The 19,452-nt window shown below is 36.8% G+C and carries 19 protein-coding genes and 1 riboswitch; of the genes, 11 read left to right on the top strand and 8 right to left on the bottom strand.

Annotated features, from left to right (window positions below):
- The 3 genes from DN393_RS06645 to DN393_RS06635 all read left to right on the top strand — a co-directional run bounded on the left by DN393_RS06645 (position 1) and on the right by DN393_RS06635 (position 2,459).
- Positions 1–315 carry a DMT family transporter gene (locus DN393_RS06645; RefSeq protein ID WP_000539670.1) on the top strand — a complete coding sequence of 105 codons (315 nt, stop codon included), beginning with the start codon at positions 1–3 and terminating at the stop codon, positions 313–315.
- A 151-nt stretch (positions 316–466) separates the two neighbouring features.
- On the top strand, positions 467–1,045 hold the full coding sequence (locus DN393_RS06640) for a TetR/AcrR family transcriptional regulator (protein WP_064473856.1): 579 nt from the start codon (positions 467–469) through the stop codon (positions 1,043–1,045).
- 211 nt (positions 1,046–1,256) lie between these two features.
- Positions 1,257–2,459 (top strand): MFS transporter, encoded by a 1,203-nt coding sequence (locus tag DN393_RS06635; RefSeq protein ID WP_064473855.1) that lies wholly within the window; start codon positions 1,257–1,259, stop codon positions 2,457–2,459.
- A 91-nt stretch (positions 2,460–2,550) separates the two neighbouring features.
- Here the strand turns inward: DN393_RS06635 and DN393_RS06630 are convergent, their stop codons facing one another.
- A complete protein-coding gene (locus DN393_RS06630) occupies positions 2,551–2,889 on the bottom strand; it encodes a winged helix-turn-helix transcriptional regulator (protein WP_001059468.1) in 339 nt (112 codons plus the stop codon).
- Positions 2,890–3,064: 175 nt separating this feature from the next.
- Between DN393_RS06630 and DN393_RS06625 the strand changes: the two genes are divergently transcribed.
- Both DN393_RS06625 and DN393_RS06620 read left to right on the top strand, forming a co-directional pair.
- Positions 3,065–3,598 (top strand): ester cyclase, encoded by a 534-nt coding sequence (locus tag DN393_RS06625; RefSeq protein WP_064473854.1) that lies wholly within the window; start codon positions 3,065–3,067, stop codon positions 3,596–3,598.
- Positions 3,599–3,620: 22 nt separating this feature from the next.
- A complete protein-coding gene (locus DN393_RS06620) occupies positions 3,621–4,169 on the top strand; it encodes an NAD(P)H-dependent oxidoreductase (protein WP_064473853.1) in 549 nt (182 codons plus the stop codon).
- 117 nt (positions 4,170–4,286) lie between these two features.
- Here DN393_RS06620 and DN393_RS06615 read toward each other — a convergent pair whose 3' ends face one another.
- The 5 genes from DN393_RS06615 to gapN all read right to left on the bottom strand — a co-directional run bounded on the left by DN393_RS06615 (position 4,287) and on the right by gapN (position 10,150).
- The gene (locus tag DN393_RS06615; protein WP_064473852.1) at positions 4,287–4,490 is read right to left on the bottom strand and encodes a hypothetical protein; all 204 of its coding nucleotides are present in this window, start codon (positions 4,488–4,490) and stop codon (positions 4,287–4,289) included.
- A 237-nt stretch (positions 4,491–4,727) separates the two neighbouring features.
- Positions 4,728–5,243, bottom strand: coding sequence for a type 1 glutamine amidotransferase domain-containing protein (locus DN393_RS06610; protein ID WP_064473851.1), 516 nt, complete (start codon positions 5,241–5,243; stop codon positions 4,728–4,730).
- A 276-nt stretch (positions 5,244–5,519) separates the two neighbouring features.
- Positions 5,520–6,719, bottom strand: coding sequence for an ABC transporter permease (locus tag DN393_RS06605; RefSeq protein WP_149173382.1), 1,200 nt, complete (start codon positions 6,717–6,719; stop codon positions 5,520–5,522).
- 60 nt (positions 6,720–6,779) lie between these two features.
- Complete coding sequence (locus DN393_RS06600; RefSeq protein ID WP_064473849.1) at positions 6,780–8,204, bottom strand: amino acid permease; 1,425 nt, start codon at positions 8,202–8,204, stop codon at positions 6,780–6,782.
- A 146-nt stretch (positions 8,205–8,350) separates the two neighbouring features.
- A riboswitch (Lysine riboswitch) is annotated at positions 8,351–8,532 on the bottom strand.
- Positions 8,533–8,710: 178 nt separating this feature from the next.
- Positions 8,711–10,150 (bottom strand): NADP-dependent glyceraldehyde-3-phosphate dehydrogenase, encoded by a 1,440-nt coding sequence (gene gapN / locus DN393_RS06595; RefSeq protein ID WP_000213622.1) that lies wholly within the window; start codon positions 10,148–10,150, stop codon positions 8,711–8,713.
- A 597-nt stretch (positions 10,151–10,747) separates the two neighbouring features.
- Here gapN and DN393_RS06585 point away from each other — a divergent pair.
- From DN393_RS06585 to DN393_RS06560, 5 genes are all read left to right on the top strand, one after another.
- Positions 10,748–12,508 (top strand): ABC transporter ATP-binding protein, encoded by a 1,761-nt coding sequence (locus DN393_RS06585; protein ID WP_088047952.1) that lies wholly within the window; start codon positions 10,748–10,750, stop codon positions 12,506–12,508.
- Positions 12,505–14,505, top strand: coding sequence for an ABC transporter ATP-binding protein (locus DN393_RS06580; RefSeq protein WP_064473847.1), 2,001 nt, complete (start codon positions 12,505–12,507; stop codon positions 14,503–14,505). Before DN393_RS06585 ends, DN393_RS06580 begins: the two co-directional genes overlap by 4 nt.
- Before the next feature lie 272 nt (positions 14,506–14,777).
- Positions 14,778–15,575, top strand: coding sequence for an amino acid ABC transporter substrate-binding protein (locus DN393_RS06570; RefSeq protein WP_000732853.1), 798 nt, complete (start codon positions 14,778–14,780; stop codon positions 15,573–15,575).
- The gene (locus tag DN393_RS06565) at positions 15,562–16,260 is read left to right on the top strand and encodes an amino acid ABC transporter permease (RefSeq protein ID WP_088047951.1); all 699 of its coding nucleotides are present in this window, start codon (positions 15,562–15,564) and stop codon (positions 16,258–16,260) included. The genes DN393_RS06570 and DN393_RS06565 overlap by 14 nt, the downstream gene beginning before the upstream one ends.
- A 28-nt stretch (positions 16,261–16,288) precedes the next feature.
- Positions 16,289–17,023: an amino acid ABC transporter ATP-binding protein gene (locus DN393_RS06560; protein WP_088047950.1), complete on the top strand. Its 735-nt coding sequence runs from the start codon at positions 16,289–16,291 to the stop codon at positions 17,021–17,023.
- 51 nt (positions 17,024–17,074) lie between these two features.
- Here DN393_RS06560 and sasP read toward each other — a convergent pair whose 3' ends face one another.
- Entirely contained in the window at positions 17,075–17,278 is a 204-nt protein-coding gene (gene sasP / locus DN393_RS06555) for a small acid-soluble spore protein, SasP family (protein WP_000013349.1), read from the bottom strand.
- Between the two features lie 438 nt (positions 17,279–17,716).
- Here sasP and DN393_RS06550 point away from each other — a divergent pair, with 438 nt between their 5' ends.
- Entirely contained in the window at positions 17,717–17,962 is a 246-nt protein-coding gene (locus DN393_RS06550; protein WP_000510463.1) for a hypothetical protein, read from the top strand.
- A 16-nt stretch (positions 17,963–17,978) separates the two neighbouring features.
- Here the strand turns inward: DN393_RS06550 and DN393_RS06545 are convergent, their stop codons facing one another.
- Positions 17,979–19,439 carry a YheC/YheD family endospore coat-associated protein gene (locus DN393_RS06545; protein ID WP_064473845.1) on the bottom strand — a complete coding sequence of 487 codons (1,461 nt, stop codon included), beginning with the start codon at positions 19,437–19,439 and terminating at the stop codon, positions 17,979–17,981.
- Positions 19,440–19,452: the final 13 nt, after the last annotated feature.

Raw genomic sequence — 19,452 nt, 5'->3', positions numbered from 1 at the left:
ATGGGTTGGTTTTTCGTATTTTGTGCTGCAATTAGTGAAATAGTCGGTGTGATTGGTCTTAAAATGTACAGTAAAGATAAGACGTTAGCAAATGGAGCGATTTATATAGGTGGATTTGCTACATCCTTTGCATTCTTGTATACATCTTTCTTATTTTTACAAGTGAGTGTCGCGTATGCGGTTTGGATTGGTATTGGAACAGCTGGTGCCGTGTTATTAAATATGTTCCTGTTTGGTGAGTCGAAAAGTAAAGCACGTATCATTAGTGTAGCTCTTATTGTATGCGGAGTGACAGGATTAAAGGCTCTTTCGTAAAGATATACTACATTTAATCTCCTAATTATTTATTAGGAGATTTTTATTATTAAAAAATGATTTCCTCTTAGAGTTCACTATCATTGACAGTACAATCGATTATCTTATAAAATGAGTGACAGTCATTCAATACGCGTTTGAAAGGGTTTAGATGATGAATAAAAAAGAAAAAATTGTCTATGCAGCTATTGAAGTGTTTCAGGAAAAGGGCGTTGAAAAAACGAAGATTTCTGATATCGTGAAATTGGCGGGCATTGCACAAGGAACTTTCTATTTATATTTTCCTTCTAAGTTATCTGTTATGCCTGCAATAGCAGAAGTGATGGTTGAAAAGATGATATTGGCAGTAAAGGAAAAAGTGCAAAATGATGCGCCTTTCTCAAGTAAAGTGACGCAAGTAATAGATGCGGTGTTTCACTTTATAGCGGAATATCGTGAAATACAAGCTTTAATGTATGCGGGTCTTGCATCTACAGAACATATAAAAGAATGGGAAGCTGTGTATGAGCCTCTTTATATGTGGTTAAGCGAATTTTTAAGTGAGGCGAAAGAAGCTGGTGAAATTCGTAATTCGGTTCACGCGGAGCGAACAGCGAAGTTATTTATTGCTCTTGTTGAATCAGCAGCGGAACAAGTCTATTTATATGATCATAAAGATGATGAGCAAGTCGAGCTACAAAAGGCAGAAGTACTAGATTTTTTAACACATGCACTACATATAAAGAAATAGTAAGATGAACCTGTCTGAGAAGGTAGGTTCATTTTTGAGGAAAACTGAATGATAGTCATTCACCTAATACGTATGTATGTGTGAAAGGATAGAGTGAAATTCTAATGAGTGGGGCATCTTCACTCATTATTAGCCCACAAAGAGCAGGATAAAGAAAAAGCTTCTTGGGCATTATTTTTTGAGAGGAATTTACGGGAAGAGGTGTTAAAAAGTGAAGAAACCGATAAAAGAACAAAAGATGGTATTGGTCATTCTTTTGAGTAATATATTTATTGCTTTTTTAGGGATTGGATTAATCATTCCGGTTATGCCGTCCTTTATGAATGATATGGGTTTAACAGGGAAGACGATGGGTTATCTCGTTGCAGTGTTTGCAATGGCTCAGCTTATTGCTTCACCTATTACGGGTCGCTGGGTCGACCTTTATGGTAGGAAGAAAATGATAATCATTGGATTATTTATTTTTGGTGTTTCAGAGCTGCTTTTTGGATTAGGAACAGATGTATGGATGCTCTATGCAGCGAGGGTGTTAGGCGGAATTAGTGCTGCGTTTATTATGCCAGGTGTTACGGCATATGTTGCTGATATTACATCTATGCAGGAACGTCCAAAGGCGATGGGATACTTGTCTGCGGCGATTAGTACCGGATTTATTATAGGGCCTGGAATTGGCGGGTTTATTGCAGAATACGGTATACGTGTGCCGTTTTTCGTTGCAGCAGTAATTGCCTTTGTAGCATGTGTGATTTCGATTTTTATTTTAAAAGAACCATTAACGAAAGAAGAGCTTGCAGAGATTTCTTCTAATACGAAAGAATCAAGTTTTATTGGGGATTTAAAGAAATCATTACATCCAATGTATGCAATCGCATTTATTATCGTATTTGTACTCGCATTCGGATTATCAGCGTATGAAACTGTGTTTAGTCTGTTTTCTGATCATAAGTTTGGATTCACACCGAAAGATATCGCGGCAATCATTACAATTAGTTCAATCTTTGGGGTAGTTGTGCAAGTCTTTATGTTTGGCAAATTGGTCGACATGTTTGGTGAAAAAGTGTTAATTCAAATATGTTTAATTGTAGGTGCAGTATTAGCGTTCGTTTCAACTGTAGTCTTTAATTATTGGATTGTACTTCTCGTTACTTGCTTCATTTTCTTAGCATTTGATTTACTTCGTCCAGCTTTAACGACGTTTTTATCAAAAGCAGCTGGAAAAGAGCAAGGATTCGTTGCTGGTATGAACTCGACTTATACGAGTTTAGGAAATATCGCAGGACCAGCGATGGGCGGAATATTATTTGATATGAATATTCATTATCCATATGCATTTTCAGGAGTTGTTTTAATAGTGGGTCTCGGTATTACATTTATGTGGAGAGAGAAACAGCTAGCTGAGAGTTTTGCGAAGTAATGTAGTGAATTACGTAAGCCCCTTACCATTGTTATGGTAAGGGGCTTTTTGTTTATCAAGCTATTGGAGCTAGGGTCGATAAATTTTCACTTTATAAACTTAATCCAAACCGTTTTAATTCAATGAAAATCCCTTCTAATTGCTTTCCTTTATCTGTTAATGTGTACTCTACACGAGGCGGAACTTCTGGATATACTTTTCTCGTTATAATGCCTTGAGATTCTAGTTCTTTTAGTCGAAGCGATAATGTTTTCGGACTAATGCCATCCATTGATTTTTGTAAATCACTAAAGCGTAATGTTCCTTCGATAAGAAGATCGCGAATGATTAAAAACGTCCATTTTGTACGAATTACATCAAGGGTTTTAGCGATAGGACAAGGTATGCCAGGTAAACCTTTCGTTAATTCAACTGGATCTATATTGTTCATGGAACTAGCCTCCATAAAATTTTTTTGAATGAATTTGCTTTATAGTATCACAAAACTATATTTTTGGTAACTATATGAAAAAAATATCACTACTTCCATAAAGGAAGTTAATGCATATACAATAGCAATACGAAATAAAAAGGGTTTGTATGAAGGAGAGGTGATTACCCTAAGTATGAAAAAGTTATTTGTATTTTGCAGTTTTTTCTTCATGTGTATTGTGCTTGTAGCGTGTAGTGGGGAACAAAAAACTGAAGTCCAGTTATTAAAAGAAATGCCAAAGCCAAAAGCAATGACAATTGATCCCTCACTAAGTAAAAAAGAAGCGACAGAAATGGTTCATGCAGCGCAGCGTTTTTATGCATTTTGGGATACAGGTAAGGAGGAACTTATTCCGCAGACTGTTACTAAAGATTTTTTCGATAATACATTGCCGAAAGGGCGACCACAAGGAACGGAAGGATTAAAGTTTGCGGCACAAAATTTTCGTAAAGTCGTTCCTAATATACATTGCGAGATTGAAGATTTATTAGTCGTCGGTGATAAAGTAACAGCTCGTCTTTCTTTTACAGGAACGCATAATGATAAGAAAATCAATTTTTTCGCCATTGATATGTTACATGTGAAAGACGGAAAGATCACGGAAGACTGGCATTTAGAAGATAATCTTACACTGAAACAGCAACTTGGGTTAATAGCTGAAGAGTAAATTATATAGGAGAGAGAAAGCGATGAAAAATATATTCATTATAAATGGACATGAAAAATACGGTACGAAAGAAGGACGTTTAAATAGAACGTTAGTTGATTATATGGTAACGGTATTAAGCGAGAAGCATCATGTGAAAACAACAACGATTCAAGATGGCTACAGTATTAAGGAAGAACAAGAGAAGTTTTTATGGGCCGATGTTGTAATTTATCAAACACCAATTTATTGGTTTAGTGTTCCTGGATTATTTAAAACGTATATGGATGAAGTATATGAATATGGCTTGTTCTTTAAAGGTGCTGATGAATATGGAACAGGGGGTTTATTAAAAGAGAAAGAGTATATGTTTTCCACAACTTGGAATGCGCCTGAGAAAGCATTTGGAGATAAGACGAAGTTCTTTGAGGGAGAAAGTTTAGAGTCAGTACTTAGCCATTTACATCGCGTGCAGAAGTTTCTTGGGATGAGTTCGTTAAAGAGTTTTGCTTGTTATGATGTGGTGAAGAATCCGAATATTGAGCAGTATTTAGAGAATTTGAAGAACCATTTAGAAGAATTCATTCAATAATTACAGCCATTCCCGTATTTAATGCGGGGATGGCTGTATCCATAACTTCGCAAAATTTGCCGAGCCGAATGAATCAATTGTTACATTTTTTAAAGAAGAAGGGTATGTTTTTTCTTTTTAAAATGGATCCACTTCAGCTAAGTTTTGAGTGGTACTAGGCTGTAGCAAAAGATTTTTTAACGTTCCTACTTCAGAAAGAGCTACTAATATGTAGCCACTAATCAGTATAATAAGCCCAATGACGCGTAACGTTTGTAAGCTCACTTCATTATTATTCGTTTCCGTTGGATTTGGGGGCGTTGAAGGTGGATTATTGTTCATAGCTAGGCTCCCATCTTTTTTATCTATATATGTGTAAAATTATTATTTAACTTATGGATAGGAATCGTGTAGTCATTTTCACTATATGAGAACTGCCTATGAAAAGTGATTAGAAATTTTGGGACGAAAAAGGGGTGAATCCAAATGTCATTAAAAATGATATTCTTTTTTATTTTTCATACAAATAAAAAGGTTAACCAAAGTAGCTATTTAGCTATTTTGGTTAACCTATAATAACTATCCTAATATACGCAACGATTCTTCAATAAACGCTGGGATGTCCTTTGGTTGTCTACTTGTTACTAGCTGATTTTGGCATACGACAACCTCTTTGTCATGAAAATTTCCACCGGCATTTTTCAAATCGACCGCAATGGATTTATATCCAGTCACATCGCGTCCTTCAAGTGTTTGTGCAGTGATGAGTAATTGGGGGCCGTGACAAATAGCAAAAACAGGTTTTTTCGTATCCATAAATGCTTTGCTAAAGCGAACAAAACGTTCATCTGCACGAAGTATATCTGGGGAAAATCCGCCTGGTATGAAGAGGGCATCAAAGTTCTCTGGAGTAACATCATCAATACTTTTATCAATTACGACTTCACTTTTTCCTTGTTTACCGTGTACCGTTTTACCTTTTTCCATTTCAATAGTTGTTAATTCATATCCCTTTTGATTAAAAGCTGCTACTGGCTCTGTGTATTCTGTATCCTCGAAATAATCCGTTATTAAAATAGCAATTTTTTTACTCATTGCAATCAGCTCCTTATATTATCGGTTCCAGAATCATCTTTGGGTAATGTCTTTTATAAAGTGAAACTTTAATTCATATTTTTTCATTCCCTCCAGTTCCTTTGCCCTGTTACTTTAATACATACCCTTTTTGTTAGGGCGTAAACATGTATGATCATTTTTGTATGTGAAAATCATAAAATATCGGTTGTTTCAGTAATTCTTGTTTGAGGAAGAAAAATAAAAAAGCCAAGGAGATAATTTATCTTCTCCTTGGCTTTAAGATAATTCCTTTCGTTAAAACGCAGAAACGCGTTGCTTCGTTTTTGGTACAATAATAAATTTGATCCAGAGTAATCCAATAATCATAATGATAAGGCTATGTAAAAATTGCCCTGTAGCAATGAGTATAACAATTGAAAATACAATGAGTTGAATGCTTAGTAATATAAAGATTAAGCGAAGAAATTGGTTCATTCGTTTTTCAGTATCAATCGGATATAATGCTACGATAATATTTCCCGAAAAATATTTCCACAGGGAACGGAGCTGCATAGAAATCATATATAGAACGATGTAAGCGATAGCGCCTTTTACGTATATGTTTGGTATAAAATATAAGGCGAAGGCACCGATCAACCCTAAACGAATATATATACCGAAATAATCATTCCCGCGTAAAAATGCTAGTGTATGTAAATAGAAGAAAGTTGCTCGTTTTTTATGTAATAAAGGTTCAATCCAATTTGTAAGCCATTTTCTTTTATTTACTTGCTTATTCAGTTGCGGAACATCGGTAAAAATGCTAGCAAATTGATAAAAACGGACGTTCATTTTTTCTTCTTGTTCGATTATGTAATCCCACGGTATTCGTTTTGTAGGCTGTTTTTTCGTGTATAGAAGTAGGAAAGCAAGTAGTAAGAGCAATCCGCCTAATATGAGAACATGTGCCAAGTAAAACAGCATGTAAATGATTAGGGCGTTACAAGCAACACGGATGATCAGCCATATACTTTTTTCATAACTATCACGCCACATCCAATGTGTATATATATTCCAAGCTTTCGTAATCATTAAAACGATAAAGATTGTACATAAGAAAGGTACCGTTAATTGTAATGATTGCAGTGCAAGTGGAACGAGAATAAGGAACGTAAATAATAATGGGAAAAGCTGAATGATGTAATTATATAGAAGAGATTTTTTAAAATAAGATGTTAGTTTCTCTTCTAATGCAAGCAAATAGACAGCATCAGGTTTTTGAATAAATGTACGGATAGGACATCTCGTTATAATCGCTGTTAGGACGATTGTAATAAGTAATAAAGATAGTCCTTTAGAAGGAGCTGTCTTAAGAAACTTTGCGTAATAGTAAGCACCTATACAGACAACGAAGATAAAGCTATATAGTAAACCGTTAATCATACGTGCAAAGTATGTAATGATATTTTGCATATGTTGTTGGAAGCGGCTGCTCCATAGTGATTCGATTGACATGTTTTTCACCTCTTTTTTCTATTATATATGTTTTATAAAAGAAAAAACGAGCAAATTGCGTTACGCAACTTGCTCGTTTTTCTTTTCGTTATTTTTTTTCTCATCACGATTCATTAATGGATAGAAAGCAAATCCGATTACGAATAAACCAATTCCGAGAAGGAACGTTTTTATATCGGATGCGCCGGTTTTAATAACCCATAGTGCGTAGCAAAGTGCGATTACTGCGACTATGCCATCTGTAATTCTTGCCCGCATTTCATTTTTATATGTTTCACCAGTAGCGACTAGTTTTAACTGGAAGATTGGTGAAACGAGATATGGAATGAGGTAGGCCAGTGTTGATACGGTAATAACGAATGTATAAGCTTCCGCAATGGTTCCTGATAATGTTGAGAATAAGAACACTTGCGACATAATGTTTGTTAATCGTAATGAGTAAATTGGACTTCCTTTTTTATTTGTTTTCGTGAAGAAGGAAGGGAAGAAACCTTCTTTTGCTGCTTGATACGGTACTTCTGAGCTTAATAAAATCCAGCCTAATATAGAACCGAATAGGGAAGTAAGAGCAAGTAATGCCATCAGTTTCCCGCCGCCATGACCCATCGCAGCATTCAATGCGTCTGCTAATGGACGTTCAGAAGCTTGTAATTTATCAACGTGAAGTACACCCATTGTTAAAATTGTAATTCCTAAGTAAATCGCAACTGTAATAAGTAACCCCGCAACTGTTGCGCGTTTTACTGTTTTAGGAGAGGTAGCACGGTTTGATAAAAGTACTGCTGATTCAATTCCGATAAATGCCCAAAGCGTTGTAAGAGCGGCTAAGTTTACTTGTGAAAGAAGGCCGTGTGATACACCTGATTTATCGATCATCGGTGTGTACCATTGTCCAAATTTAGAAGCTTCGAATGCAAATAACGTAACGACGATGAATAAAAGGAATCCCGTTACTTTCGTTGTTGTTGCTAAGAAGTTTAACTTTCCAGCTCCGCTTACACCGTTTGTTAATATAATATGAGTTCCCCAAAGTAAGATGGAACAAATAGTAAATGTAATTAGTTTTCCAACTTCTATGTTAAAAGAACCGATTGAAAATAGTAGTCGTGTATCTTTCATAATTGGGAAGAAGAGTGATAAATATCCCGCGAAAGATGTAATGATGGCAACGTTACTTGCCCAGTTTGCAACCCAATATCCCCATACCATACTGAAACCAGCCATTTTTTTCTTTTTTGGTGTTGAGAATAAAGCATATGCATGACTTTGTGGTCCTGTCGTTAAATCAGGACGACGAATTGCTAAATTACCGAAAACAAGAGCTAGCATTAAAACACCAAACCCTGTTGTTAACCAAGCTAAAGTGACACCGAGAGGGCTTGCTGTTTGTGCTAACGTACTTGGCACCATGAAAATACCAGCGCCAACCATGTTACCGACAACGAAAGCTGTTAGTACCCAAAAGCCCCATTTTTTTTGTTGCATAGAAAATACCTCCAAAGTTAGTATAACCAAGTCAAGCGAGGAGATATGTATGTCTTCTTAGTAGAGAAGAGAAGTCCCAAACAAAACAAAAAAAGCACGTAATTTGCCGCTACATGCTTTCTATCTTATAAGAAACCCACGACATACCTCTCGATAGCTCTCCACAAACGAAACGTTTGTGACAGTTCTGCACTTATTAAATGCAGACCCAGCAAGCGTGCATGGTGGACACGACTTACTTCGGCAATCATTCCTTTCTCATTCCTTCATCAATGCCACTACATCTCCTGAAACGATACTCTTAATGATTGCAACCTCTACCTCACCGAGATACGAATGAGGATTTAAATATTAAATTAACGTCTTTAAGAGTAACAAATGAATTTTTATACGTCAATGGATATAGTAATAATCAGATTATAGAGAAGAGTTTGTGATTAGGAATGGATAATTATTTGATATAAAAAGAAGCTGATCTAAAACTAGATCAGCTTCTACATATAGGATTAAACTAAGTTTAATACAGTTACTTTTTCACGTGTCATAGACTCAAGGCTCTTACGAATACCTTGTGCGCCCATACCTGAACCTTTTACACCGATGAATGGGAAGTGGTCAGGGCCGCGCTCTGTGCGTCCGTTAATTTGAACAGAACCAGTTTCGATTTTGTTAGCAATTGCAAATGCTTTGTTAATGTCTTTTGTGAAGACACTTGCTTGCAGACCGAACTCTGATTTGTTAGCAATCTCAATTGCTTGCTCATCTGAAGAAACACGGATGATTGGAAGGATTGGGCCGAATGGCTCTTCCCAAGCAACTTTCATTTCTTCTGTTACGTGGTCGATTAATGTTGGATAAATTAAGTTACGCTCACGTTTGTTACCGATAACAATTGTTGCACCTTTTTCAACAGCGTCATCAACTAAACCTTGAACGAAGTCAGCAGACTTGTCGTCGATTAATGGAACGATTGTGCTGTCTTGTTCTGGAGATCCAACTGATAGCTCAGCTACTTGCGCTTTTAATAAGCCAACAAGCTCGTCTGCTACGTTTTCGTGTACAAGTACACGTTTAATAGCTGTACAACGTTGACCAGAGTAAGAGAATGCACCGCTTACGATATGGTTTGCAGCATCTTGTAAGTCAGCATCTTCACGAACGATACCAGGGTCTTTACCACCAAGTTCTAATACAAGTGGAATCATTGCAGCTTTTTTCGCTAAATGTTTACCTGTGTTTGTACCACCTGTGAACGATACCATATTGATACCTTCGTGCTCTACTAAGTAGTCACCAATTACAGAACCGCGTCCTGTAGCTACGTTTACAAGACCTTTTGGAAGGCCAGCTTTATGAAGTGCTTCAACCATTTTAATACCGCTAATTGCACCTTGAGTTGCTGGTTTGAAAATAACAGCGTTACCCATAATTAATGCTGGTGCAAGTTTTGCAGCAGATAAGTTTACTGGGTAGTTAAATGGTGCGATTGCTAATACAACACCAAGTGGTGCGCGTTGGATGATCGCAAGTTTCGATTTCGTTCCGCCAGGGAAGCTATCGCCCATCATGCTTTCTCCGTGCATATGAAGAGCTTCTTCAATTGTGTAACGAATGAAATCAGCTGTACGAACAACTTCTTTCTTCGCATCTTTATATCCTTTACCGACTTCTTTCATAATGATATCGGCAATTTCATCTTGCATATTTACGAGCTCATCAGCCCATTTATATAAATATTTTGCGCGATCTTGTAGAGAAGCTTCCGCCCATGATTTTTGAGCTTCTTTTGCAGATGCAATTGCTTCATCTACTTCTCCGCGAGTAATTGCTTGTACTTGTCCAATTACTTCGTGTAAGTATGGAGATGGAATTTCGATTGTTTCTCCTGAAGAGCTTTCTCTCCATTCTCCGTTTAAATAAAATTTGTACGTATTGCTAGTTGTCATGATTAGTCCTCCTAAAATAGCAACTTGTAAGAGTGAGTATAAGGTGATTGTAGGGTGTTTGATAACATTTTTCAAATGAAATGTTTGTGAAAACGATTTCTTATTCTTTTTTTGTTTTGTATGCCCTTTCTTACAGAATATTCCCTTATTTCAAAATGATGTAGCGTATATTTTTATTCGGTTTGCAAAAAAAATAATTGACAGAATACTCAATAAAGTTGTAAGATTATAAATGGAAAATAAATGAAGGGGGTGTGCGTAATGATTGTAATCGTAAATGTAATGGGCTTAGCTCTGTTAAATGGCAGAAAACATTCATATCATTACGCAACCCGTACGGATATATAGGGCATCTTTGTCTTATGAAAAGCGTATGTTGCGTATATCGTAACGTACGCTTTTATGCATTTTTGTGCATATCGTCAAGCGGCGGTATGCTTTTTTTTTGTTTATTTTCCCTTGTTTGGTTCCGATAAAAAACTTTGGAAGGTGGAAAAATGTGATGAGATTGTATGGGTTACGAAATGTAAATGTGATGGGTCTAGATAGTGGATAAAGAAATGGGAGTGAAACGAGAACGAGAGGGGAGAGGTTACATTGTTATCAGTATTACTAAAGTTAAAATGGTTTTTTAAAGAGCATTGGAAGAGATATAGTATCGCCATTGGAGCTCTTTTAATTGTAAATATAGTTGAAGTCATTCCCCCGAAAGTGTTAGGGGTTACGATTGATAATATAAAAACAGGAACGTTAACGAATGCGGCGATTATACAATTTATTCTTATTTTAATAGGGGTTACGGTAATTGGATATGGTCTTACTTTCGTTTGGCAACATCAGCTGTTTGGGGGAGCATTCGTACTGGAGAAGACGATGCGCTCCAAATTTATGGGGCACTTACTTAAAATGACACCGACGTTTTATCATAAAAATCGTACGGGTGATTTAATGGCGAGAGCGACAAATGATTTAAAAGCAATTGCTATGACAGCTGGTTTCGGTATATTAACGCTCGTGGATTCGAGTTTATATATGCTTACGATTGTCTTTATGATGGGATTTACAATCAGTTGGGAGCTTACATTTGCGGCGCTTATACCGCTTCCGATTATGGCGTATGCGATGAACATATATGGAAAGAAATTGCATGAGAGATTTACCGTTGCGCAAGATGCATTCGGAGATATGAATGATAAAGTACTTGAATCGATCGCTGGCGTGCGCGTTATTCGTGCATACGTACAAGAGAATGCAGATGAGGGAAGGTTTCATCAGTTAGGAGATGACGTCTACGAAAAAAATATGAAGGTAGCAAGAATCGATGCATTATTCCAGCCGACTGTGAAAATGCTTGTCGGTCTTAGTTATTTAATTGGTTTAGTGTACGGCGCGTATCTTGTATTTCAATCAAAGGTAACACTTGGCGAACTCGTTTCATTTAACGTGTATTTAGGGATGATGATTTGGCCGATGTTTGCAATTGGCGAATTAATTAATGTTATGCAAAGAGGAAATGCATCATTAGACCGTGTGAATGAAACGTTAGCGTATGAACCAGATGTCAAGAATCCGAAAAATCCAAAGCTTGTACAAGAGCCGGACTATATTCAGTTTGAGGATGTTTCCTTTTCATATCCTTCATCGACTGGAGAAAATTTGAAAAAGGTTTCGTTTACATTAAAACAAGGGGAAACGCTTGGGGTTGTTGGAAAAACAGGAAGCGGAAAAACGACGCTCGTACGTCAGCTTCTTCGTCAATATCCGCTTGGAGATGGGGATATTGCAGTCTCTGATGTGACGTTAGATAAAATAACGAATGAAAATGTACTCGGGTGGATTGGGTATGTACCTCAGGAACATATTTTGTTCTCCAAAACAGCGAGGGAAAATATTTTATTTGGAAACCGAGAAGCGACGGAAGAAGAACTCGAGAAAGCGATTGAAATTGCGGCGTTTACAAAGGATTTAGAGTTTTTACCAGAAGGGTTAGAAACGCTCGTCGGAGAGAAGGGTGTTTCTTTATCAGGAGGGCAAAAACAAAGGATTTCAATTGCGCGAGCTGTTATTCAAAATCCGGAAATTTTAATTTTGGACGATTCTTTATCAGCTGTTGATGCTCGTACGGAAGCAGCGATCATCGAGAATATAAGAACAGAAAGAAGCGGAAAGACGACGATTATTACGACGCACCGTTTATCTGCCGTACAACACGCGGATTGGATTCTCGTTATGGATGAAGGTGAAGTAATGGAAGAAGGTACGCATGAACAGCTTATTCAAAGCGGAGGCTGGTATGCGGAGCAGTTTGAAAGACAACAAGGGGAAAGTGAAAGTGCGGATAGTGGGGTGAAAATATGAGCGTATCAAAACGATTGTTTCAATATGCGATGAAAGTAAAAGGGACGATTTTTGCAGCGATGCTAATGTTATTTATTTTCGTCATCGCAGAACTTGCTGGTCCTTTCGTCGCGAAAACGATGATTGACGATCATATCGTCGGGATAGAGAAACCTTGGTATGAAACAGAAAAGAGTGAAGAGGCTGTTTCGTATAATGGCGCCTTTTATAAGCGAAGTGATCGCTTCCAGGAAGGTGAGAAAAAAGGAAAAGAAGTACGCGTAATGCAGGTCGGTTTTCAATATTACTTTGTGCCAAATAAAGTGAATGCTGAAGGGTCACGTACTGTAAAAGGTGATATGATTACCGTTCAAAATGGTAAGGCGGTGCAAGTGTATAAAGCGAAAGCATTAACGAAAGAAGAAGTGTTTGCTTTTTATAAACCAGAAATAAACCCCCTATTATTACTTGGTGGTGGCTACTTCGCTTTATTAGTAGTCGTTTCATTATTTGCATACGGAAAGCAATTTTTCCTACAGAAGGCAGCGAACAAAATTATTCAAATTATGAGGGAAGATGTCTTTTCTCATATTCAAACGTTGCCGATTCGTTATTTCGATCATTTACCAGCAGGGAAAATTGTATCACGTGTTACGAATGATACGGAAGCCATTCGTGATTTATACGTAACGGTACTGGCGACATTCGTTTCTAGTATCATTTATATTATCGGGATATTCGCTGCGCTATTTTTACTCGATGTAAAATTGGCGACGTTATGTTTACTTATCATCCCGATTTTAATTGTGTGGGCGATTCTTTATAGAAAGTATGCATCTGTATACAACCATAAAATGCGTTCACGTTTATCTGATATTAATGGAACAGTTAATGAATCCATTCAAGGTATGCCAATTATTCAAGCGTTCCGTCAAGAGCGTGAAACGAAAAAAGAGTTTGAAGAATTAAATGGCGATTATTTTAAATATCAAAATAAAATTTTGAATTTAAATGCAGCAACTTCTCATAATTTAGTGTCTGTATTAAGAAATATAGCTTTCACAGGTGTGATTTGGTACTTCGGTGGCGCTTCATTAAGTGCTTCAGGCGTCATTTCTCTAGGGATACTATATGCGTTCGTTGATTATTTAACACGATTGTTCTCACCAATTACAAATATGGTAAATCAGCTTGCTAACTTGGAACAATCGCGTGTTGCATCAGAACGTGTTTTTGAATTGTTAGAGGAAAAAGGGGAAGCAGTAGAAGAGGAACGTATGCCTCGCTTACAAGGAAATGTAAAGTTTGATAATGTGTCGTTTTCTTATAATGGAAAAGATGAAGTACTAAAAAATATTTCTTTTGAAGCGAAACAAGGCGAGACAGTGGCACTTGTCGGTCATACTGGATCAGGAAAAAGTTCCATTATGAATGTACTCTTCCAGTTTTATGAGTTTGAAAAAGGGAAGCTTACGATTGATGGTCACGATGTAAAAGCGATGCCGAAACAAGCAACGCGTGAACATATGGGAATCGTACTGCAAGATCCGTTTTTATTTAGCGGGACGGTCGCTTCTAATGTAAGCTTAGAGAACGAAAAAATTTCAAAAGAGCGCATCGTAAAAGCATTGCGTGATGTTGGTGCGGAACGGTTTGCGAACAATATAAATGAAGAAATTACAGAAAAGGGAAGCACGCTTTCCACTGGAGAACGTCAGCTTATTTCGTTTGCTAGGGCACTCGCTTTTGACCCAGCCATTTTAATTTTAGATGAAGCAACGTCTAGTATTGATACAGAAACAGAGGCGATGATCCAACAAGCGTTAGAAGTTGTGAAAAAAGGAAGAACGACATTTATTATCGCTCACCGTCTTTCCACAATTAAAAGCGCAGATCAAATTATTGTACTTGATAGAGGAACAATTTTAGAAAAAGGCTCTCATGATGAACTAATGAAAAAGCGTGGGCGTTATTACGATATGTACAAAACGCAAATGGAAGGAAACCAGAGCGCCTAATATGTATGGAGGAGAACTTGCGATTTTTGCAAGTTCTTTTTTTAGTGAATCATGACAGTTAAATAAGAAGTATTGTTTTACCTTTTTATCTATAAATGCTATATTAAAAAATGTTACTTATTTTTTGTATGTAGCGTTATTTTCCCCTTTTGTTTGATTATGAAGAAAAAGGATAAACTAAATAAGAACATTTTCATTGAAAAATTGTTCAAGATTGCATACAATCAATATAGTTTTTAAATTCCTATCAGAATACTTGGAGGATTACCATCATGAAAAAATTATTTTCAGTTCTTGCAGTAACTACTTTAGCGATCGGGATTGTAGCAGGCTGCGGCAAAGAAGAGAAAAAAGATACAGCTAGTCAAGATGCGTTACAAAAGATAAAACAAAGTGGTGAACTTGTAATTGGAACAGAAGGTACATATCCACCGTTCACATTCCACGATTCAAGCAATAAATTAACTGGATTTGACGTTGAATTAGCAGAAGAAGTTTCAAAACGTTTAGGAGTAAAACCTGTATTTAAAGAAACACAATGGGATAGCTTACTTGCTGGTCTAGATGCAAAACGTTTCGACATGGTTGCAAACGAAGTTGGTATTCGTGAAGATCGCCAAAAGAAATATGACTTCTCTAGCCCATATGTTTCATCTTCAGCGGTATTAGTTATTGCGAAGGATAAAGATAAACCTGCTACATTTGCTGATGTAAAAGGATTAAAAGCAGCACAATCTTTAACAAGTAACTATGCAGATATTGCTAAGAAAAATGGTGCGGAAATCACGAATGTAGAAGGATTTAGCCAAGCGGCAGAATTATTAAATACTGGACGCGTTGATTTCACAATTAATGATAAGTTATCAGTATTAAACTACTTAGAAACGAAAAAAGATGCAAAAATTAAAATTGTAGATACAGAAAAAGAAGCGTCACAAAGTGGATTCTTATTCCGTAAAGGTAGCGACAAGCTAGTACAAGAAGTAAATAAAGCGTTAGAAGATATGAAAAAAGATGGTACGTACGATAAAATAGCGAAAAAATGGTTCGGTGAAAATGTATCTAAGTAGTGCGCTGGTTTCAGATCGATTGTCTACTTGGATAGATATTATGCATTCTTCCTTCATGCCTATGCTGAAGGAAGCTGTATTTACGACAATTCCATTAACGCTTATTACATTTATTATCGGGATTATACTTGCGACGTTAACGGCGCTTGCACGTATTTCAGGTAGTCGTATTTTACAATGGATTGCTCGTATCTATGTATCTATCATTCGCGGAACGCCACTTCTTGTACAGTTATTTATTATTTTCTATGGTCTTCCAACTCTTAATATTGAAGTTGAGCCATATACAGCAGCAGTTATTGGATTCTCGTTAAATGTTGGTGCGTATGCATCTGAAATTATTCGTGCTTCTATCCTTTCAATCCCGAAAGGACAGTGGGAAGCAGCTTACACAATTGGGATGACATACCCGCAAGCATTAAAACGTGTTATTTTACCGCAGGCAACGCGAGTATCTATTCCGCCGCTTTCGAATACATTTATTAGTTTAGTGAAGGATACTTCATTAGCATCGTTAATTTTAGTAACAGAAATGTTCCGAAAAGCGCAGGAAATTGCGGCAATGAACTACGAGTTTTTAATTGTTTATTTCGAAGCAGGTCTAATTTATTGGGCAATTTGCTTCTTATTATCTATTGTGCAACAAATATTAGAAAAACGTTCAGAACGTTACACTCTAAAATAACCCTTTCATAAAAGGAGTTTTTGTTTTTATGATTTCAATTCAAAATTTACAAAAAAGTTTCGGAGATAATACCGTACTAAAACATATAGATTTATCAGTTGAGAAGGGGGAAGTTGTTGTTATTATCGGGCCATCGGGATCTGGTAAAACGACATTCCTGCGTTGTCTCAACGTGTTAGAAACGCCGAACGCTGGTAATATTCGCATCGGTAATAAAGAGCTCGACTTCTCTCAAAAAGTATCGAAGAAAGATATTGTCAATCTTCGTACGCAAACAGGTATGGTATTCCAGCACCATAATCTATTCCCTCATTTAACAGCACTTCAAAATGTAATGGAAGGGCTCATTACAGTGAAAAAGATGGGGAAAGAAGAAGCGAAGAAAAAAGCAAACTATTTCCTTGAAAAAGTTGGTCTTGCGGATAAAGTAGACTTATATCCGTTCCAATTATCAGGCGGACAACAACAGCGCGTTGGAATTGCTCGCGCGCTTGCGATGGAGCCGGAAGTATTACTATTTGATGAACCGACGTCAGCACTTGATCCTGAACTTGTTCAAGAAGTTCTGAAAGTAATGAAAGAACTTGCTAAAGAAGGCATGACGATGGTGATTGTAACGCACGAAATGCGTTTTGCGCATCAAATTGCGAACCGCGTTATTTTCATGGATGGCGGTGTCGTTGTCGAACAAGGTACACCAGAAGATGTATTTACAAATCCAAAAGAAGAACGCACGAAGAAGTTTTTACAAATGTTGCAGTAAATGAAGGAAGGTCTCAAGGCATATGCCTTGAGACCTTTTTGCCATATATATTTATTTTTGGAATCCGCCAAGGCTTTGCTCAGCCATTGCAACTAGACGTTTTGTAATTTCTCCACCAACAGAACCGTTAGCGCGAGCCGTAGAATCTGCCCCTAATTGTACACCAAATTCTTGAGCGATTTCGTACTTCATTTGATCGATTGCAGCTGTTGCTCCTGGTACTACTAATTGATTGTAAGAACTTTGGTTTGCCATAGGAATATATCCTCCTTAGAGTTAGAAAAATTTTTTTTGGTTGGACTAGCTGGATTTGAACCAGATTATCGCCCCGTTTGGCGCTAATCCATCGGTAATTAAGTTTGTACTCATAGTATGGATGTTACCTAGAAAGATATACGAAATAATAATTTGTAAATTTTGTAAAAAAATCTTAGTGATTTCGTAAATTATGAAATAAGAGTAATCGTTGTATTTTTTAGAAAGAAGGCTAAACTAAGAGCGATATGAAATATGGTTTTCTTTTTGTATCCCGCTATTGTGGGGCAAATCATTAACTTCTTATTTATGACTTACTAAAATTAAATCGGTAGCAATTTTATAGTTCTATTTTAAGTAGGGGGACAGGACGCTCCTATGCACGGCTAGATGCTCTCTTCAATCTGCTTGTAAATGATAACGTATGGAGGAATCGTGATGGGAATTTGCCCGCTTTGCAACGCATTAGAATCACAAACATATTCTTGTCAAAATTGCCAAGGTATACTCCAAGATTATGGGAAAACTGTAGATTACATAGACGATTATAGTGCGTATATGGATCAAGAATTATTAAGTGCAGTAGATGGTTTAACACATAGTAATTCACAAGAGTACTGCAATCATGTTTTTTATTGCGGGATGTGTAATGTGGAAACAGAGGTTGTAGTGAAACTTGTGTAAATAGAAAACTTCCACCTTATGAATGAGGTGGAAGTTTTTGTTTTCGTATTTGTGAGTGAATCATAGGGGATGGGATATGTTCGGTGTTTGATGGAGTTCCGGATTTTATTTGAGCCATTTTTTCTTTTGCATCGCGCAAAGAATGTTCAGTTAAGTAGATGGCATATTCGTAAAATAATTGGCGCGTCAGTTCACTTTGTTCTTTTAACTTTTCATCTTGGAATACAGTTCGCCCAGGTTTAGAGTTTGCTTCAAAGAGCCACGGGTTTTCTTGCGTGTCTAAACCGATATCAAAACCAATCTCTCCAATATTTCCGGTTACTTGTTCATCGAGCGCGTAACTGATTTGTAAGGCTGTATGTTTTAATTTATTTTCAATTTGAACTTGTTTCGTTGAATCCGGAAAAAGTTCTTGCAGTAATTTTGTATCGCCACCGCTATTTACATGCGTTGTTAAGCTACCTTTGCCAGCAATTTTTGCAACGATTGCACTGACCATCCATTGGCCAAAATGATTTTTATTTGTGTGAATGCGAAAATCAACAGGTTGCCCATCGAAGCGAAGTAAGGAAATACCTTGTTGTACGATAAATTTTTTTAAATCATGTCCTTTTAATACATGGTTCAGAAGCGTTTCTAATGATTGGTACTTTCTTAGTTTATTTTCTTCATTTTCGCGATAACGACAGTAGTAGCAATTCTCTGTTTGAGAGTAAAATATTTGATGAATGTTTCTCCCGAAGCTACCGTGTATCGGTTTCATGTAAACAGATTTATACGTGCCAAGAAAGCGTTCTACTTGTTCGAAATGTTGAAAAGCTTCCGTGTTTGGTAATAAGGGAATAATGGATTCATCTTTCATAAGAAGTTGATGCACTTCCCATTTATTGAAAAAGCCTGGATTAAACCATGGAATAGCATAGTCATGCTCTAATTTTCTTTTTGCTCTTACGATCGGTTTATAATTTTCGGCTTTCCGATTTGGTAATCGATCATAAATGACATTCGGTAAAGGGACTTTTTTCTTAATCCACTGTTCCTCTTGAAAGAAATACCCTTCAATTGTTTCGTCTGCCCAGTTTATATGTTGCACACCAAAAACAAATACAAATGGTCGCAAGGTGAATGGCGGCGTTAGTAACTCACTGAGAGAAGTTGAACGGTTTCCTAAAGGATTAGAAGAGTCATCGTTAAAACCAGTTGTGAAAATCCCGATTAACGGTCCGAAAATAATGGTTTCATTTTGCGTGAATGCATGGATAGTAGTGGAATGAGGAAGTAAAAGTTTCTCTGCAATTTGTTTTCCGATAATGATTTCGCGAGTAAAGGAATAATGAATTTTCACCTCTTCACTTGCAACATGGCGTACGCCGAAGGAAAGAGATGCAATTGGTGGTGTAATGGAAAAAATATAAGGTAAAGTAATACTATTTGGATGCTCATCTGAAATATTTAATGTATATATGTGCTCTTTCAAAATGGTGTTACCT

It is taken from the genome of Bacillus sp. BPN334 (assembly GCF_008368885.1).
GTDB classification, from domain to species: domain Bacteria; phylum Bacillota; class Bacilli; order Bacillales; family Bacillaceae_G; genus Bacillus_A; species Bacillus_A wiedmannii.
Note: the sequence above shows the minus strand (reverse complement) of the source record. Positions and strands in the feature narration are given on the sequence as shown.

Coding starts and splice junctions, on each gene's coding strand:
- DN393_RS06625 (WP_064473854.1), top strand. CDS start 3,065: ATGAAAAAGTTATTTGTATTTTGCAGTTTTTTCTTCATGTGTATTGTG.
- DN393_RS06570 (WP_000732853.1), top strand. CDS start 14,778: ATGAAAAAATTATTTTCAGTTCTTGCAGTAACTACTTTAGCGATCGGG.
- DN393_RS06580 (WP_064473847.1), top strand. CDS start 12,505: ATGAGCGTATCAAAACGATTGTTTCAATATGCGATGAAAGTAAAAGGG.
- DN393_RS06645 (WP_000539670.1), top strand. CDS start 1: ATGGGTTGGTTTTTCGTATTTTGTGCTGCAATTAGTGAAATAGTCGGT.
- gapN (WP_000213622.1), bottom strand. CDS start 10,150: ATGACAACTAGCAATACGTACAAATTTTATTTAAACGGAGAATGGAGA.
- DN393_RS06560 (WP_088047950.1), top strand. CDS start 16,289: ATGATTTCAATTCAAAATTTACAAAAAAGTTTCGGAGATAATACCGTA.
- DN393_RS06620 (WP_064473853.1), top strand. CDS start 3,621: ATGAAAAATATATTCATTATAAATGGACATGAAAAATACGGTACGAAA.
- sasP (WP_000013349.1), bottom strand. CDS start 17,278: ATGGCAAACCAAAGTTCTTACAATCAATTAGTAGTACCAGGAGCAACA.
- DN393_RS06605 (WP_149173382.1), bottom strand. CDS start 6,719: ATGTCAATCGAATCACTATGGAGCAGCCGCTTCCAACAACATATGCAA.
- DN393_RS06600 (WP_064473849.1), bottom strand. CDS start 8,204: ATGCAACAAAAAAAATGGGGCTTTTGGGTACTAACAGCTTTCGTTGTC.
- DN393_RS06550 (WP_000510463.1), top strand. CDS start 17,717: ATGGGAATTTGCCCGCTTTGCAACGCATTAGAATCACAAACATATTCT.
- DN393_RS06630 (WP_001059468.1), bottom strand. CDS start 2,889: ATGAACAATATAGATCCAGTTGAATTAACGAAAGGTTTACCTGGCATA.
- DN393_RS06615 (WP_064473852.1), bottom strand. CDS start 4,490: ATGAACAATAATCCACCTTCAACGCCCCCAAATCCAACGGAAACGAAT.
- DN393_RS06565 (WP_088047951.1), top strand. CDS start 15,562: ATGTATCTAAGTAGTGCGCTGGTTTCAGATCGATTGTCTACTTGGATA.
- DN393_RS06640 (WP_064473856.1), top strand. CDS start 467: ATGATGAATAAAAAAGAAAAAATTGTCTATGCAGCTATTGAAGTGTTT.
- DN393_RS06610 (WP_064473851.1), bottom strand. CDS start 5,243: ATGAGTAAAAAAATTGCTATTTTAATAACGGATTATTTCGAGGATACA.